Genomic DNA, 16,222 nt, shown 5'->3' on the forward strand with positions numbered 1-16,222 from the left:
CGTGGGTTTCAGGCATGCTGAGCCCGGGAACGCCTGCCTGGTGAAGAAAGTAGCGCACACGGTTCATATACCGGTGATAAATTGCGGGTTTCAGCCGCCTATTTCCCGTTATGCGCCGTCTGGTAATGCTTTTGCAGCAGATCCTCCCCAAAATCATGCTGCAGATCCCTTAGCACCGTATGCACATGGTTGCCGTTATTTTGGGTATTATCATACTCTATCAAGATCGCGGGGTTCTGTATCCGGTAATAATGCCCGCCGCCCCAGGCATTGGCCCCTGCCCAGGCAAAGCTCATCTTGTCCCAGCCGGCAGCGTTTATCTCTTTCAGCAGCAGATCTGCCATCAGTTTGGTATAGTTATCCACATATACGGCCACCAGGTGTTTTAATAACTGTTGCTGGCTGCTGTTCATTTTGCTGTAGGGCAGGCCCGGCGGGTCCAGCAGCATAGCCTTGCGTTTATTACCGGTGATGATCTCCCGGGGCGCATCAGTGGCGATCATGACCTGTTCCAGCTGTGTTTTATCAAATGCGTGGAGCAGTTCAAAAGCCAGCTCGGTTTCCTGTTTCAGGATCTGCTTGCCCTTTTCCGGTCCGGAAGGCACTATACCGGGGTTAGAGCCAAAGAATGCCGGCGTGCCGGCTACCAGGCTGTTATTCACCGCGGTAAAGTTCAGGGAAACATGATGCCCTTCTACCCGCCAGCCCCAGGGCTTTTGCAGGCCCGGCTCTCCAAATATGCTGAAGTAATAATTGATCGGATCCCGGTAATGATCATCCGGCCCCCGGTTTTCCAGCGCTTTTAACACGGTTTCCATCGCCATAATAGAGGTGGCTTTTCTATAACCCTCTGCGCTGGTACAGGTTTTCAACAGCTCAAGGGCTGCTTTGCGTTGCTGCTCATTCATAGCCTTTAACGGCAATCCTTTACGGGCCATCGGCACAAAATTCCAGTTAAACCGTTCGGCGTCTGTCCAGTCAAAAGAGGCCTGCTGCCGGCCATTAGCATCCAGCGTTTGCAGGAACTGCTTTGCGGCAGCTGCAACATTTGTTTTATTGGCAGAGGATTGGGCCTGCCCTCGGCTGCCTATCAGCAGCAGGAGCATAAACAGGAACGGAAGCCTGTATGAGTAAGCATGGTGTAGCATAACGCGGGAATTGAGGCAGACAAAATACTCAAATGGTTTTATTTATTCGGGTGAATATGATGAGCAGATGATCCGGCATAACGGCGGCGCTGATATTATTTTAACGGGGTCTGCCCTTATCGTAAGCCCCATTTTACTATTTTCGCACTTTTAGCAGTAATCAGGTAACATATTGTAGATGAAGCTGAAGCATTTAGCAGCCGGTATATTAGCATTTTGTGGTTTGATAACATCTGTACACGCACAGTTACCCCCAAAAAGGGAGCTGCGCGCTGTTTGGATAGCAACGGTAGAGAATATAGACTGGCCATCCCGCAGGGGACTGAGCTCCGCAGCACAACAAGAGGAATTCATAAACATACTGGACCGGTTGCAACGCAACGGCATGAACGCGGTGGTGGTGCAGATCCGCCCCGCCGCCGACGCCTTCTACGCATCCGCTTTTGAGCCCTGGTCAGCATACCTGACCGGCGTCCAGGGCCGTGCCCCCATGCCTTATTACGATCCGCTGGCGTTCATGATTGAAGAAGCGCATAAACGCGGCATGGAGTTCCATGCCTGGTTTAACCCCTACCGCGCCGTATTTAATGTTGGCCGCAGCAGTATAACCGGTGATCATATCACCCGCCTTAAGCCTCAATGGTTCGTTACCTATGGTGATACAAAATACTTTGATCCCGGCGTACCGGAAGCGCGCCAGTATGTTACCCAGGTGGTCACAGACGTGGTAAAGCGCTATGATATCGATGCGGTGCATTTCGACGATTATTTCTACCCCTACCGCATTCCCAACAGGGAGTTTCCGGATAACAGCTCCTACCGCCTTTACGGGCGCGGCATGGGCAGGGAAGACTGGCGCCGCCAGAACGTAGATAGCATTATCCACCTGGTGAGCGTAGCCATTAAGGCTACCAAGCCCTGGGTAAAATTCGGCGTAAGCCCTTTTGGCGTATGGCGTAACCGCGCTCAGGATCCGGAAGGTTCCTACACCCATGGCGGCCAAACCAACTATGATGATCTCTTTGCGGATGTGCTCAAATGGCTGCGCAACGGCTGGATAGACTATGTAGCGCCGCAGCTTTACTGGGAGCGTGGCCACCGCCTGGTAGACTATGAAGTACTGCTTAACTGGTGGGCCCAGCATGGCTACGGCCGCCATGTGTATATAGGCCATGGCGTGTACCGGATCAACAGCAATGCTGCCTGGCGCAACCCTGTGGAATTACCCCGGCAGATAGAAGAAGCCCGTACCCTCAACACCGTGCAGGGCAGCATCTTCTACAGCAACAAATCGTTTGAGGGCAACCCGCTGGGAATAGAAGACAGTCTGCATAATCACTACTACCGTTACCCGGCCCTGCGGCCGCTGATGCCCTGGCTCGATCCGCAGCAAAAAGCGCCTAAATCCCCTTATTTTATCGATGCATTTGAACGCGCCAACGGCCTGCAGCTCTACTGGTCTGACGATGATACCTCCGGCCGTACCCAGCAATATGTACTGTACCGTTTTGACGCCGCCGCCGCCATCAACCTCAATGATCCCACCAAGATCCTGGGCCTCATACCGCAGCAGCCAGACCCGCAATTCACAGATGTGACTTACGTAAAGGGCCGCAGTTACGTATACATCGTCACCGCCCTGGACCGCCTGGAGCAGGAAAGCCTGGCCAGCGATCCCCTGCGCATGAAGATCGTGAACGGGAAAACGGAATTCCTGTTTCCCTAATGCGCAGAACCCTCCGGATCGTTCCGGCAAACAAGGGCCTCACCCTTTACCGTAATTGCATCGCGACTGCATAGAAAGGTTACTGCAACTGCATGTAAACGTTACTCCCTACCACGAAATGCCCCCTACTGCCTTACGTGCATATTGCGTTGCCGGCAGGGTTCCCTGGCGTGCCTTGGCTGGCGCGGCTCCTGCAGCCAACCCGCAAAACAGCCACCCGCGGCAGGCGCAGCACGCAGGGGAACACTGCCGGCATAGCCCCTTATCACCTCATAGCCTCCCCACATCCGGGCGTGACCATCGGGCAATCCACGACGCCTCCCAATTCCCAATCGCCCTCATCTGCACATCCACGCATTTACACATCTGCTCATCCGCATTCCCCTCCCTCCACCGCTCCTCCAAAATTTTCCAAACTTCCAATGAACTAAACCATATTTTTAATTTTTTCTAAATTTTTCGGTATAAACAAATGTTTATATAAAAAATACCGCATTCCTTTAGTATCTTTAAACCGTTCCCGAATAATTACGGTACCTCGCCCGGCTGCTTAAGCGCATAAGGCGTAGTGTACCTGGTACAAAAATTTAAACGAATGCAAGTGAGAAAACAGGAAGGCCTGTATCGTCCGGAATTTGAGCATGATGCCTGTGGTACTGGTTTTACCGCCCATATTAAGGGCCGTAAATCACACCAGATCATCATAGACGCCCTGACGATGCTGGAAAACATGGAACACCGTGGAGCCTGCGGTTGTGAGCGCACCACCGGCGACGGGGCCGGGATCCTTATCCAGATGCCGCATGAATTTTTCTATGACGAGTGTCTAAAGATCGGGATCGCCCTCCCGGAATTTGGCAAGTATGGCGTAGGTATGGTTTTCTTTCCTAAAGAGCCCCGCTGGAGAGAAGAATGCCGTGAGATCATCGAGCGAGCGGCGGAAAAGCTGGGCCTCGAAATTCTGGGTTACCGCAAAGTACCGGTACGCCCCGATGGTATTGGTGAAAGCGCCCTCTCCGTTGAACCGGAGATAGAACAGGTTTTCATCTCCTGCCCCTATCATATCGCAGATGCAGAAACTTTTGAGCGCAAACTCTTTGTGCTCCGTAATTATATTTCCAAAACAGTACGTAACACCGTTCCCAAAGAAAAGCAGCTGTTCTACATCTGCTCCCTTTCCTACAAAACGATCGTTTACAAAGGCCAGCTGACTACTTACCAGGTTAGGCATTACTACCCTGACCTGAGCGACGAGAAAATGGTATCCGCTTTTGCGCTGATCCACTCCCGCTTTGCCACCAACACCTTCCCCAGCTGGAGGTTGGCCCACCCGTACCGCTATATTGCGCATAACGGGGAGATCAACACCCTGAAAGGCAACCTTAACTGGCTCCGCGCCGGCGAAAGGGATTTTGCTACCCGCTTCTTCTCCAAAGAAGAAATGGATATGCTGCTGCCCCTGGTAGAAGAAGGCCAGTCAGACTCCGCCAGCCTGGATAACGTTATAGAGCTGCTCACCTTTACCGGCCGCTCCCTGCCGCATGTGATGATGATGATGATCCCCGAGGCATGGGACGGTAACGAGGATATGGATCCCGTAAAGAAAGCGTTCTACGAATACCACGCTTCCTTAATGGAGCCCTGGGATGGTCCCGCTTCCATCTCCTTTACAGATGGTAAGATCATAGGCGCTACCCTGGACCGTAACGGTCTGCGCCCCAGCCGCTACGTGGTGACCAAGGACGATCGCGTGATCATGGCTTCCGAAGCCGGCGTACTGCCCATCGATCCTAAGAATGTAAAAGAAAAAGGCCGCCTGCAACCTGGTAAAATGTTCATCGTTGACATGGACCAGGGCCGCATCATTGGCGATGAGGAGCTGAAGCAGGCCATCTGCTCCCAGCAACCTTACGCGGAGTGGCTTAATAAATATAAGATCCGTCTGGAAGAGTTGCCGGAGCCCCGCGTAACCTTCTCCCACCTGGAGCACGAGCAGATCTTTAAATACCAGCGCGCTTTTGGCTATAGCACAGAAGACCTGGATCAGATCATCGCTCCCATGGCCCTCGACGGTAAAGAGCCGGTTGGCTCCATGGGTACGGATGTGCCCCTGGCTGTGCTGAGCGATCAGCCCCAGCACCTGAGCAGCTACTTCAAACAGCTGTTTGCCCAGGTAACCAACCCGCCCATCGATCCTATCCGCGAAAGACTGGTAATGTCACTGGCTACTTTTGTGGGTAACAATGGCAACCTGCTGGATGAAGATCCGCTGCACTGCCATGGTCTGGCCCTGCACCATCCTATATTAAATAACCACGAGCTGGAGAAGATCCGCAGTATTGATACCGGTATCTTCCAGGCCAAAACCTTGCAGACCTATTTTAAGGCAGACGGTAAACCCGGCTCCCTGGAAAAAGGCCTGTCCCGCCTCTGCCGCTATGCGGTAGATGCCGTGGAAGATGGTTTTGAAGTGATCATCCTTTCTGACCGTGCGATTGATTCCGAGCACGCACCCATCCCGTCCCTGCTGGCTGCTTCTGCCGTTCACCACCACCTCATCCGCAAGGGTTACCGTGGCCAGGTAGGCATTATCATAGAAGCTGGCGACGTTTGGGAAGTGCACCACTATGCCGCCCTGCTGGGTTTTGGCGCTACCGCCATCAACCCTTACCTGGCGCTCAGCACCATCCGCGACATGAAGTTGAACGGCAAGCTGGAAACGGACTATGATACAGATAAGCTGAAGAAGAACTATATCAAAGCCGTATGTGAAGGCCTGCTGAAAGTGTTCTCTAAAATGGGTATCTCCACCCTGCAATCTTACCAGGGCGCCCAGATCTTCGAGATATTAGGTATTAACCAACAGGTAGTAGATAAATATTTCACCGGCGCCGTGTCCCGCATACAGGGCCTGGGCCTGGATGAAATAGCCCGCGAAACCCTGGCCAAACACTGGATGGGTTATGGCCGTAAGGAAACGCCGGTACAACGCCTCACCACAGGTGGTATCTACCAGTGGAAACGTAAAGGCGAGTTCCACCTGTTCAATCCTACTACTATTCACCTGCTGCAATACGCCACCCGTTTGGGCGATTACAGCACTTTCAAAAAATACTCTAAAGCGGTAAACGACCAGAGCGAAAAAGCAGCCACCCTGCGCAGCCTTTTCTCCTTCAAACGTACACGGCCTTCCGTGCCCATTGAAGAGGTAGAAGCAGCAGAAGTGATCCTGAAACGTTTTGCTTCCGGCGCTATGAGCTTTGGCTCTATTTCCCACGAAGCCCATTCCACCCTGGCAATTGCGATGAACCGTATAGGCGCTAAAAGCAATACCGGCGAAGGGGGAGAGGATGAGCTGCGCTACGAACACCTGCCCAACGGCGATAGCATGCGCTCCGCCATTAAGCAGGTGGCCAGTGCGCGCTTTGGGGTTACCAGCTACTACCTTACTAATGCGGATGAATTACAGATAAAGATGGCCCAGGGCGCCAAGCCCGGTGAAGGCGGCCAGCTGCCCGGCCATAAAGTGGATGAATGGATCGCGAAAGTACGTCATGCTACGCCTGGCGTAGGTTTGATCTCTCCGCCGCCACACCACGATATCTATTCCATCGAAGACCTTGCCCAGCTGATCTTTGACCTGAAGAATGCTAACCGCGCCGCCCGTATCAACGTTAAGCTGGTATCTAAAGCAGGCGTAGGCACCATTGCTGCCGGTGTGGCTAAAGCCCATGCAGACGTAGTGCTCATCTCCGGTCATGACGGCGGTACCGGCGCTTCTCCCATCAGCTCCGTTAAACATGCGGGCCTGCCCTGGGAACTGGGCCTGGCAGAAACCCATCAGACACTGGTGCGGAACAAACTGCGCAGCAGGGTAACCGTACAAACAGATGGTCAGTTAAAGACCGGCCGTGATATCGCTATCGCTACCCTGCTGGGTGCGGAAGAATGGGGCGTGGCTACTGCCGCCCTGGTGGTAGAAGGTTGTATCATGATGCGTAAATGCCATGTGAACACCTGCCCCGTAGGCGTGGCCACCCAGGATCCTGAGCTGCGTAAACGCTTCTCCGGCAATCCTGATCACGTGGTGAACCTGTTCAAATTCCTGGTAGAAGAGCTTCGCGAGATCATGGCAGACCTGGGCTTCCGTACCATCAATGAAATGGTAGGCCAGGTAGAGAACCTGCAGATCAGGGAAGGCGTAGACCACTGGAAATTCAAACACCTGGATCTGTCACCCGTATTATATAAAGAGCCCGCCGGTCCGGAAGTTGGCCTGTACAAACAGGAAGAGCAGGACCACGGTATCTCCGAAGTGCTGGACTGGCAGCTGCTGAAAGCCGCACAGCCCGCGCTGGACAAAAAGACCCGGGTTTTCCAGCAGTTCAACGTAAGAAATACAGACCGTACTATAGGCACTATCCTCAGCAACGAGATCTCCAAACGCTACAAAAGCGAAGGATTACCGGAGGATACCATCCACTTCAAGTTCATGGGGTCTGCTGGTCAGAGCTTTGGCGCCTTCAATACCAAAGGCGTTACGCTGGAACTGGAAGGCGAGGCCAATGACTACTTTGGTAAAGGCCTCTCCGGCGCCAAGATCATCGTGTACCCCTCCGCAGAAGCAGGCTTCAAGGCAGAGGAGAACATCATTGCGGGTAACGTAGCCCTGTACGGCGCTACTTCCGGTGAGGCATATATCCGCGGTAAAGCTGGTGAACGCTTCTGCGTACGTAACTCCGGCGCTACCGTAGTAACAGAAGGTACCGGCGATCACGGTTGCGAATACATGACCGGCGGCAGGGCAGTGATCCTGGGCGAGACCGGCCGCAACTTTGGCGCAGGCATGAGCGGTGGTATTGCTTATGTATATGATGTAAAAGGCGTGTTCGCAGGCCGTTGTAATAAGGACATGATCGACCTCGATCCCCTGGATCAGGAAGATGTAGCCCAGCTGCATGACCTTATCACCAAACATCATGCATACACGAATAGTACAGTGGCCAAGTTTATATTAAAGGACTGGGAAAATCAGTTACGTCATTTTGTAAAGGTGTTCCCGAAAGAATACAAGGCGGTGCTGAAGATCGGACGGTCAGAAGGTCAGAAAGCAACCAAGTCCTGACCTTGAATAAAGCCTTGTTATTTAAACATTAAAAGAACAGAGAGATGGGTAAACCAACAGGATTCCTGGAATTTACGCGCGAAATGCCGGGCAAAACAGACCCAAAGCAAAGAACGCAGCACTATAATGAGTTCGTAGAACGCTTCAGCGAGCCCACGCTCAACCAGCAGGCTGCCCGCTGTATGAACTGCGGCGTGCCCTTCTGCCATAGCGGATGCCCGCTGGGCAATGTGATCCCGGAGTTTAACGATGCAGTATATCAAAAGGATTGGCAGGAAGCATACGAGATCCTGACCAGCACCAACAACTTCCCGGAATTTACCGGCCGTATCTGTCCGGCCCCCTGCGAAAGCGCCTGTGTGCTGGGTATTAACCAGCCCCCGGTAGCTATCGAAGAAATAGAGCGCCACATCATAGAGATCGCTTTTGATAAAGGACTGGTACAGGCCAAAGTGCCCCGCGTACGTACCGGTAAAAAGATAGCCGTAATAGGCTCCGGTCCCGCAGGACTGGCTGCCGCGGCACAACTGAACTATGCAGGCCACCTGGTAACCGTATTCGAAAGGGACGATCTCCCCGGCGGACTGTTACGTTATGGTATCCCGGATTTCAAGCTGGAAAAATGGGTGATCGATCGCCGTATTAAGCTGATGGAAGAAGAAGGCGTTGTATTCCAATGCAATGCAAACGTAGGCGTGAATGTTAGTGTGAACGATCTGCTGCGCGAATACAATGCGATCGTATTGGCAGGCGGCTCCACCATTCCCCGTGACCTGAATATTCCCGGCCGCGAGTTAAATGGCGTTCATTTTGCGATGGATTTCCTGAAGCAACAGAACAAAAGAGTGATTAACCGTCCTGTAGGCGGTACAGATATATGGGCCAGTAGCAAGAATGTAGTAGTGATTGGTGGTGGTGATACCGGCTCAGACTGTGTGGGTACCTCCAACCGTCATGGCGCTGCCAGCGTTACACAGCTGGAACTGTTGCCCAAACCTCCCGGAGAGCGTACACAGTATATGCCCTGGCCTACCTATCCCATGGTGCTCAAAACTTCCTCTTCTCATGAAGAAGGCGCGCAACGTCAATGGGCCATTGCCACCAAAGAGTTTGTGGGCGATGGTAACGGTAACCTGAAAGGCCTGAAACTGGTAGACCTGCAATGGGCGCTGGGCCATGATGGCAGACCGGGCGGATTCAAAGAAGTTCCAGGCTCAGAAAGGGAAGTTCCCTGCGAGCTGGCCCTGCTGGCAATGGGTTTTGTACACCCGCAGCACCAGGGCATGCTCGATGATCTGGGTGTGGAAAAAGATGATCGTGGCAATGTAAAAGCCACTGAAAAAGCTTACCAGACCTCTATCCCTAAGGTATTTGCCGCCGGCGATATGCGCCGTGGCCAATCCCTGGTGGTATGGGCCATCAGCGAAGGCAGAGAGTGCGCACGGAAAGTGGACGAGTTCCTGATGGGTGCTTCGCAGCTGGAAAGCAGGGATCATTCCTTACAAGCAATGGCTATCTGATAACTTTCTTAAAGTTTTCTCATAAGCAGGTTTAGATTTTGTTGTAACCTTCAGCCGGGCTGGGTTTTTACCCGGCCCTTTTTGTTTCCTGTTATACCGGGGGAAATACTAATTTTATAGGCGTATCCTTTTTACGCCTATGATGAGAGCTATACCCGTTCTATATGCCATATCAGCCATCTGCTTCCTCTCCTGCACTGCCTCCAAAAAGAACGTACTGCTGGTTACCAGCCATCCTAACGATGCCCAGAAAACTTATCATACCCTGCTTATCACCGGAGAAGGAGATGTAGCCGCCCGCTATGATATTGAGAATATGGCCATGGCCATCCGGTCCAGACTGCGCAAAGTAAATATGCATTGCAATTTTGCATTCCTGGGCGATCCACGGAAAGTGGATATCAACGCCAACCTGAAAAAAGCCATCACCGCCCATCCATATGACGCGCTGCTGCGGATCACGCCGCAGGATGCCCGGCTGAAAAAATTATACCGGCTGCCAACCGGCCCTTATTACACCGGCACGCCGGGTGGCAATTCCACTGTACATTTTGATGATGGCGTTATCCACCGCCTTGTGCTGGAGTTCGGGATGGTGCTTACGGAAGCGGAGGGCCAGGTCGTATGGGCCGGCACCCTGCTCACCAATACCCAGGGCCCGCCTACACAGGTTATCCACACTACTATCGGGAAAAGACTAGCTGCGGTTTTTAAAGATAACCAGTTGTTGTTGCCTCCCCTGGTCACGTCAGCACATTAGCATATCAGCACATTAGCACATCATCAGGGACATAAACCCCTCATCAGCAGGCACAAACAGCCATTTCGGCTATTCAGCCCGCAGTTTCGGGAATTAGTTATTAATTTTAATCCATGTGTCGCGGGTTACTGTTATTGCTACTTTCCAATCTTTTCTGTTCGCTGATTCCTGTACATGCGCAGGATACTACCATCATTGCCGCCACTCCCGGTTTTATTTTTAATACCCATCATTATAAAAAAGGCGTTTATAAGAACTTCCAGGAGTTCCAGCAGGATAATCCTTCCATAACCGGTAACCTGGTATTAAAGAACCGGAGCTCTGCCGCCCAGATCTACCTGCTGGCCAGCAGGAATGAGCTGCGTGTGGTGGACAGTACCGGCCAGGAGCGCAAAGTGAAGGATTATTGGGGCTTTTCTGATGGCAACAGTGTGTATATAAGGGACAATGGTTTAAACAGGATAAAGGAGATCGGGTATTATTGCCTGTACGAGATCGGGGGGCTCATAGCCACACCGCTGCCCCAGCCGGGTGCACTAACATTTAAGAATACGCCCCCTCCTGTTATCCGCAAAAAAGTGATCAATATCCTCACCGGCGATATCTATGAACTTAGCTTGTATAATCTCCGCAAATACATACTGCCAGAGGATAAGGTGATACTCGAAGCCTTTAATCAGGATGAACAGAAGCGTGAAAAACTGGAGTATTATATCCAGTGGTTTAACCAGCGCAATACCCCTGTGCTGTAAGCCGCCCATGCCCGCTTAAAAAACTCCCCGTCAGCGCTACATATTGGGTAGGTACAGAATTTGCTACAATTCTTTTGATGTTAGAATGTAGCAAAGTGCTTATTTTCAGTAAATTACTATAGCAATTTTTCATAGTGACGGTACCCGCAACCTCAGAAGACAAACATCACGGCCGGCCCTGGTGGCGGTGGCTTTTATGGATCGTAATAGGAATCCTGTTACTGCCCGTTATGGCTGTATTGTTGTTACAGCTGGCGCCCGTACAGGATTATCTTCGCCGGCAGGGGGAACAGTACCTCCGTAATAAACTGCATACCAACGTAAAAATAGGTTATCTGCGGGCCAGGGGCTGGCAATACCTCGAGCTGCGGAATGTATACGTATCAGATACCGCGCAACAGGCCCTCTTCTACACCGGCTCCCTTAAAGTGCGTTACAACCTGCTTTCCCTGCTCAATAATGAGCTGCGTATCAACAAACTGGAATGGGATACCCTGCTGGTAAATGCCTACCGGCATGAGCATGACAGCGTTTTCAATTTCCAGTTCATTGCAGACGCCTTCATCAGTCCGGACGCTACGCCGGATACAATCGCCCCGGAAACAGGCACCACCATGCAGTTCCATATCAAGGATGTGGCCCTGCGCCAGGTGCATGTAAGTTATATAGATGAGCCGGGAGGTATGAGCGCCGTGCTGCACTGGAAAACATTGACAATAGACCCGGACGACCTGCTGGTAAACGACGGCGTGTATGCGTTCCGGGGTATTACCCTGGATGGCCTCACTGGTTTCTTCCGGCAGGCCTACCGGCCCAAAGCCACCGCGGCAGCCGCTCCGCCGCCCTCTGTTGCAGATACTGCCGCGGCGCCTTTCCATCTGCTGCTCAAAAAAATGCAGGTACAGCACAGCACATTCTGGTACGAAAGTCAGGATATGGGCATTTCCACCGCCTGGCGGGTAGGAAAGTTTGAGATCAACAATGCCAATATCGACCAGGATTCCACCCATATACAGATAGGCGATATCCACCTAAGCCAAACCCAGGGCGTATTCACCATGTCTGCCCCAAAAGACACCAGCACGCCGGTACCGGCAGACAGTACGCCCAATACCTGGCAGGTAAATACCGGTCTGGCCTTATTGGAACAGCTGAACGTTAAGTATGATAATAATACCGCTCCGGCGCCCCGCGGTGCAGGCAGCGGCGATCCGGATTATAACCACCTGCTCATCAAAGGTTTCAATACCCGGGTAAGCGATATCAGCTACAGATCAGATACCGTGAGCGCGCTGCTGCATCACCTGAGCATGCAGGATAAATCCGGCTTTGCGGTAAAACGCGCGCACATGGCGTTTATGTTCACACCTCAAAGCCTTTCCCTGCAGGATATGCTGGTGGAGACGAACAGATCCCTGCTCCGTAAACAGATCATCGTTACCGTGCCCTCCTGGGCCACCGTGGCAGACCGCCTGGATGAGCTGCAGATCAGGGCCAACATAGACTCTTCCCGTATTGCGCTGGGCGAGTGGCTGGCTTTTGTACCAGATGCCCGCAGCAATAAGAATATGCAGCCCCTTTGGGATAAACAGCTAACATTATCGGCTATATTAAAGGGTAGCATGGCCCACCTGGAGATCCAGGACTTCTATTTCCGGGATAATGTGGGTAACGTGATCACCACAAAAGGGGAGGTCTTCCACGCCGCCAACCCGGATAGCCTGCGCGCCAACCTGCCTGCCTTTACCATCCAGAGCGGCAATAAGCCTTTACGCTCCTGGCTGCCCATAGGCATCCTGCCGGATACGCCCCGCCTGCCGGAGCAAATGTTAATAACCGGCTCCTTTACCGGGGGAATGGCAGACATGCAAACAGATGTGCAGCTGAAAAGCGATATGGCCAATGCCGTCATGCATGCCCGGCTGGTGAATATCACGGACAGCCTGCACAGCACCTACAGCGTATTGATACCGTATTTTCATCTCCACCCCGGCCGTATGTTGTATGATACGACCATTGGCTGGATAAGCGGCCGCCTGGAAGCAGAAGGCAAAGGATACGATATTAACACCATGGCCGCCAACGCGGCGGCGCACATTAACGAGGCTACCTATAATGGGTACACGTATCACGATGTGCAAATGAAGGCCGGCATCCGCCAGGGCGATTTTGAGGCCTCCGGCCAAAGTCTGGATACCGCCATGGACCTCAGTTTCGACGTTAACGGCCACATACAGGATACTACTATACAACCTTTGCAGGCCAACCTGGTACTGAATAAGGCCGATCTTTTTGCTACGCACTGGTACAGTGAGCCAATGCAGCTAAAAGGCACCCTGGCCGCAGACTTCAGCAGCCTGCAGCCCACCCGCCTGGAAGGCAAGGCAGATCTTACCGGCTGGCAGATAGCCACCGCCGGTCAGGTATTTCCATTAGATACCGTTGCCTTGCTGGCACATTGGGAAGACCAGCAGTACCTTACGCTAAACGGGCCCTTTGGCTCCATAATGGCCAATGGCACCGTGGATTATACCCGGTTGGGCGCTACCTTCGGCGGCCTCATAGGCAAACCGCTCACGCCAGTAGATAGCGCACACCTGATCACATTACCCGCGCATCAGCAACTGCAATGGACCGCCTCGCTGCGCTGGCCACGTAGCCTGCAGGCCATGTTCCCCACCCTACGTATGAATGAGCCCCTGGCTATCCAGGGCCGGCTTAATTCTGACAGCAGCCTGCTGGTAATGCATGCGTCTCTGCCCAAATTAACTTATGACTCCCTGCATATAGACAGCCTGCTGCTGGATGCCCGCATCCAGGATACCAGCCTCAAAGCAGCGGTATCCCTGGCTGCCCTGCGCCATCCGGTGGCGCCGCTCTATCATACAGCACTGCTGGCAAGCGCCAGCTCCGGCAAAGTGGATTGGGACCTGAACCTGGATGATGTACAAGGCCGCCCTAAATATAAAGTAGGCGGGCTGGTACAGTTCCTGCCGGATTCCGTGATCACGCTGGCCCTTAAACCCGGCCTGTTGCTCAATAAGCAGGCTTGGACGGTGGATGAGAACAACCTCGTACGCCTGCGCAATGGCCTCCCGGATAGCGCCAACCTGAAACTGTCGTACCGGGCACAATCCATCCAGTTACAGACCACGCCAGATAGCAGCAGCCGCATACCGGCCCTGCAAACAGATATAAAGGATTTTCAGCTGGCCACCATCACCGGCCTGCTGGCGGCAGATACCTTGCTGGCTACCGGCGTGCTGAATGGCCAGGCCCATATCAGTAACCTCAGCGCTTCGCCATTAGTATCCAGCACCCTTAAAATAGATAGCCTTACTTTCCGGAATACCCGCCTGGGCACGCTGGACGCTAACCTGGAAACACCCGCCCCGCAAACCTACCAGGTAAAGGCAGGGCTGGTGGGTAATGATAATGACCTGCAGGTACAGGCTACCTATGATAGCACCATCAATGCCACAGTAAACCTTAATAAACTCAGCATGGCTTCCCTGGAGCCATTCACTTTTGGCAACGTAACCCGTATGCATGGCGATGCTAATGGAAAGTTTACCATTACCGGCACTACAGATAAACCCAAAGTGATCGGCAATCTGCACTTTAATAATGCCGGTGGTACCATTACTTATGTAGGCGCGCCTTTAAGCTTACCAGACGAAGAGATTGTGCTGGACGAACGGGGCATAGCCATGAATAAACTGGTAATTGCAGACAGCCTGGGAAATGAGCTGGTAGTGGATGGCCGTATTAACACCACAGACTTTACCAACTACCGCTTTAACCTGGATGTGAATGCGGATAATTTTATGGTGCTGGGTAAACAGCAAAACCCTGACCAGCTGTTCTACGGTCCTGCTTTTGTGGATAGCCGCATCCGTGTAAGAGGCAATATGGACCTGCCGCGTATAGACGCTTATGTAAAGCTCCGCGATAAATCCAGCGTAACAGTTACCATACCGGAAGAGAACCCCGGCGTAGCCAACAGGGAAGGGGTGATGGTCTTTGTGGATAAAGATCAGCCAGTGGATTCTGCTATGCTGGCCGCACAGGATAGCGCCCGTTTTGAGAATCCCCGTTTAAAAGGTTTGAACTTCAGCGGTAATGCAGAGATCACGCCAGAGTCCACCATCAAGATCATCATAGACCAGCAGAATGGCGACTATGTAGAAGCTAAAGGCACCGCCACCCTGAATGCCACTATGGACGCCAGCAGTAAGCTAAGCCTCACCGGCCGTTATGAGATCCAGGAGGGTAAGTACCAGATGTCACTGTACGAAGTGATCAAACGTTCCTTTGCTATAGAAAAGGGTAGCGCCATTACCTTTAACGGTGATGCTACAGACGCTACCCTAGATATTACCGCTAAATACACGGTAAACGCGCCGGCCGCAGACCTGGTATCAGACCAGCTGTCCAACATGTCAGACGTAGACCGTAATCGTTACAGGCAGCGCCTGCCTTTTGAAGTGTACATGCAGATCAAAGGCGATCTCATGAAACCAGACATCACATTTATGCTGGATATGCCGGAGGCAGAGCGTAATGCCTTTAGCGGCAGTGTGTATAACCGTCTGAAACAGATCAACCAGATACCTTCTGAGCTGAACAAACAGGTAATGGGCCTGCTGGTGCTGAACTCCTTCATCCCGGATGATCCCGGCGCTACAGAAGGCGAGGGTGTGGATGTAGGCCGCGAAGCCCGTAAGAGTGTGAGCAAGATCCTGTCACAGCAAATGAATAACCTGGCCGGTAACCTGATCAAAGGTGTGGATATCAATTTTGACCTGCAGAATAATGAAGACTATTCCACCGGCAGCGCTAAAGAAAGTACGGTGTTGAATGTAGGCGTTTCCAAAAACCTCTTCAACGACCGCCTTACAGTAGCTGTTGGCTCCAACGTATTGCTGGAAGGCGATCAGCAAACCAGCAATACCAGTACCCTGGTGGGCGATATTTCTGTGGAATATAAATTAACACGGGATGGCCGCTACCGGGTACGGGTATACCAGCGTAATACCAACGAAACAGTAGTAGAAGGACAGGTAGTGGAAACCGGCGCCGCTTTTATGCTGGTAATAGATTACGATCAGTTCCGCGAAATACTGGGCCGCTCTAAGAAAGAGAAGCGCACGGAGAGATTACGTAAGAAAAACGCCAAGAAATCTTAACA

At 52.5% G+C, this 16,222-nt stretch carries 7 protein-coding genes; 6 read left to right on the forward strand and 1 reads right to left on the reverse strand.

Going from position 1 to position 16,222, the window contains the following annotated elements; genetic code table 11:
- Window positions 1-98: 98 nt before the first annotated feature.
- Window positions 99-1,148: a DUF3500 domain-containing protein gene (locus tag F0L74_RS03200; RefSeq protein WP_213086876.1), complete on the reverse strand. Its 1,050-nt coding sequence runs from the start codon at window positions 1,146-1,148 to the stop codon at window positions 99-101.
- A 178-nt stretch (window positions 1,149-1,326) separates the two neighbouring features.
- Here F0L74_RS03200 and F0L74_RS03205 point away from each other — a divergent pair, with 178 nt between their 5' ends.
- The 6 genes from F0L74_RS03205 (at window position 1,327) to F0L74_RS03230 (ending at window position 16,220) form a co-directional block, all read left to right on the forward strand.
- Complete coding sequence (locus F0L74_RS03205) at window positions 1,327-2,874, forward strand: glycoside hydrolase family 10-like protein (RefSeq protein ID WP_149836380.1); 1,548 nt, start codon at window positions 1,327-1,329, stop codon at window positions 2,872-2,874.
- Between the two features lie 595 nt (window positions 2,875-3,469).
- A complete protein-coding gene (gene gltB / locus F0L74_RS03210; protein WP_149836381.1) occupies window positions 3,470-7,999 on the forward strand; it encodes a glutamate synthase large subunit in 4,530 nt (1,509 codons plus the stop codon).
- A 44-nt stretch (window positions 8,000-8,043) separates the two neighbouring features.
- The gene (locus F0L74_RS03215; protein WP_149836382.1) at window positions 8,044-9,519 is read left to right on the forward strand and encodes a glutamate synthase subunit beta; all 1,476 of its coding nucleotides are present in this window, start codon (window positions 8,044-8,046) and stop codon (window positions 9,517-9,519) included.
- Window positions 9,520-9,658: 139 nt separating this feature from the next.
- Window positions 9,659-10,279 carry a hypothetical protein gene (locus F0L74_RS03220; protein WP_149836383.1) on the forward strand — a complete coding sequence of 207 codons (621 nt, stop codon included), beginning with the start codon at window positions 9,659-9,661 and terminating at the stop codon, window positions 10,277-10,279.
- A gap of 113 nt (window positions 10,280-10,392) precedes the next feature.
- On the forward strand, window positions 10,393-11,031 hold the full coding sequence (locus tag F0L74_RS03225) for a DUF6563 family protein (RefSeq protein ID WP_149836384.1): 639 nt from the start codon (window positions 10,393-10,395) through the stop codon (window positions 11,029-11,031).
- Window positions 11,032-11,261: 230 nt separating this feature from the next.
- Window positions 11,262-16,220 carry a translocation/assembly module TamB domain-containing protein gene (locus F0L74_RS03230; protein WP_149836385.1) on the forward strand — a complete coding sequence of 1,653 codons (4,959 nt, stop codon included), beginning with the start codon at window positions 11,262-11,264 and terminating at the stop codon, window positions 16,218-16,220.
- Window positions 16,221-16,222: the final 2 nt, after the last annotated feature.

The organism is Chitinophaga agrisoli, from assembly GCF_008386695.1.
In the GTDB taxonomy this organism is placed as follows: Bacteria; Bacteroidota; Bacteroidia; order Chitinophagales; family Chitinophagaceae; genus Chitinophaga; species Chitinophaga agrisoli.

What these genes read in the sequence shown, in the direction of transcription:
- F0L74_RS03200 (WP_213086876.1), bottom strand. Translation starts at nt 1,148, where the DNA reads ATGCTACACCATGCTTACTCATACAGGCTTCCGTTCCTGTTTATGCTC.
- F0L74_RS03205 (WP_149836380.1), top strand. Translation starts at nt 1,327, where the DNA reads ATGAAGCTGAAGCATTTAGCAGCCGGTATATTAGCATTTTGTGGTTTG.
- gltB (WP_149836381.1), top strand. Translation starts at nt 3,470, where the DNA reads ATGCAAGTGAGAAAACAGGAAGGCCTGTATCGTCCGGAATTTGAGCAT.
- F0L74_RS03215 (WP_149836382.1), top strand. Translation starts at nt 8,044, where the DNA reads ATGGGTAAACCAACAGGATTCCTGGAATTTACGCGCGAAATGCCGGGC.
- F0L74_RS03220 (WP_149836383.1), top strand. Translation starts at nt 9,659, where the DNA reads ATGATGAGAGCTATACCCGTTCTATATGCCATATCAGCCATCTGCTTC.
- F0L74_RS03225 (WP_149836384.1), top strand. Translation starts at nt 10,393, where the DNA reads ATGTGTCGCGGGTTACTGTTATTGCTACTTTCCAATCTTTTCTGTTCG.
- F0L74_RS03230 (WP_149836385.1), top strand. Translation starts at nt 11,262, where the DNA reads ATGGCTGTATTGTTGTTACAGCTGGCGCCCGTACAGGATTATCTTCGC.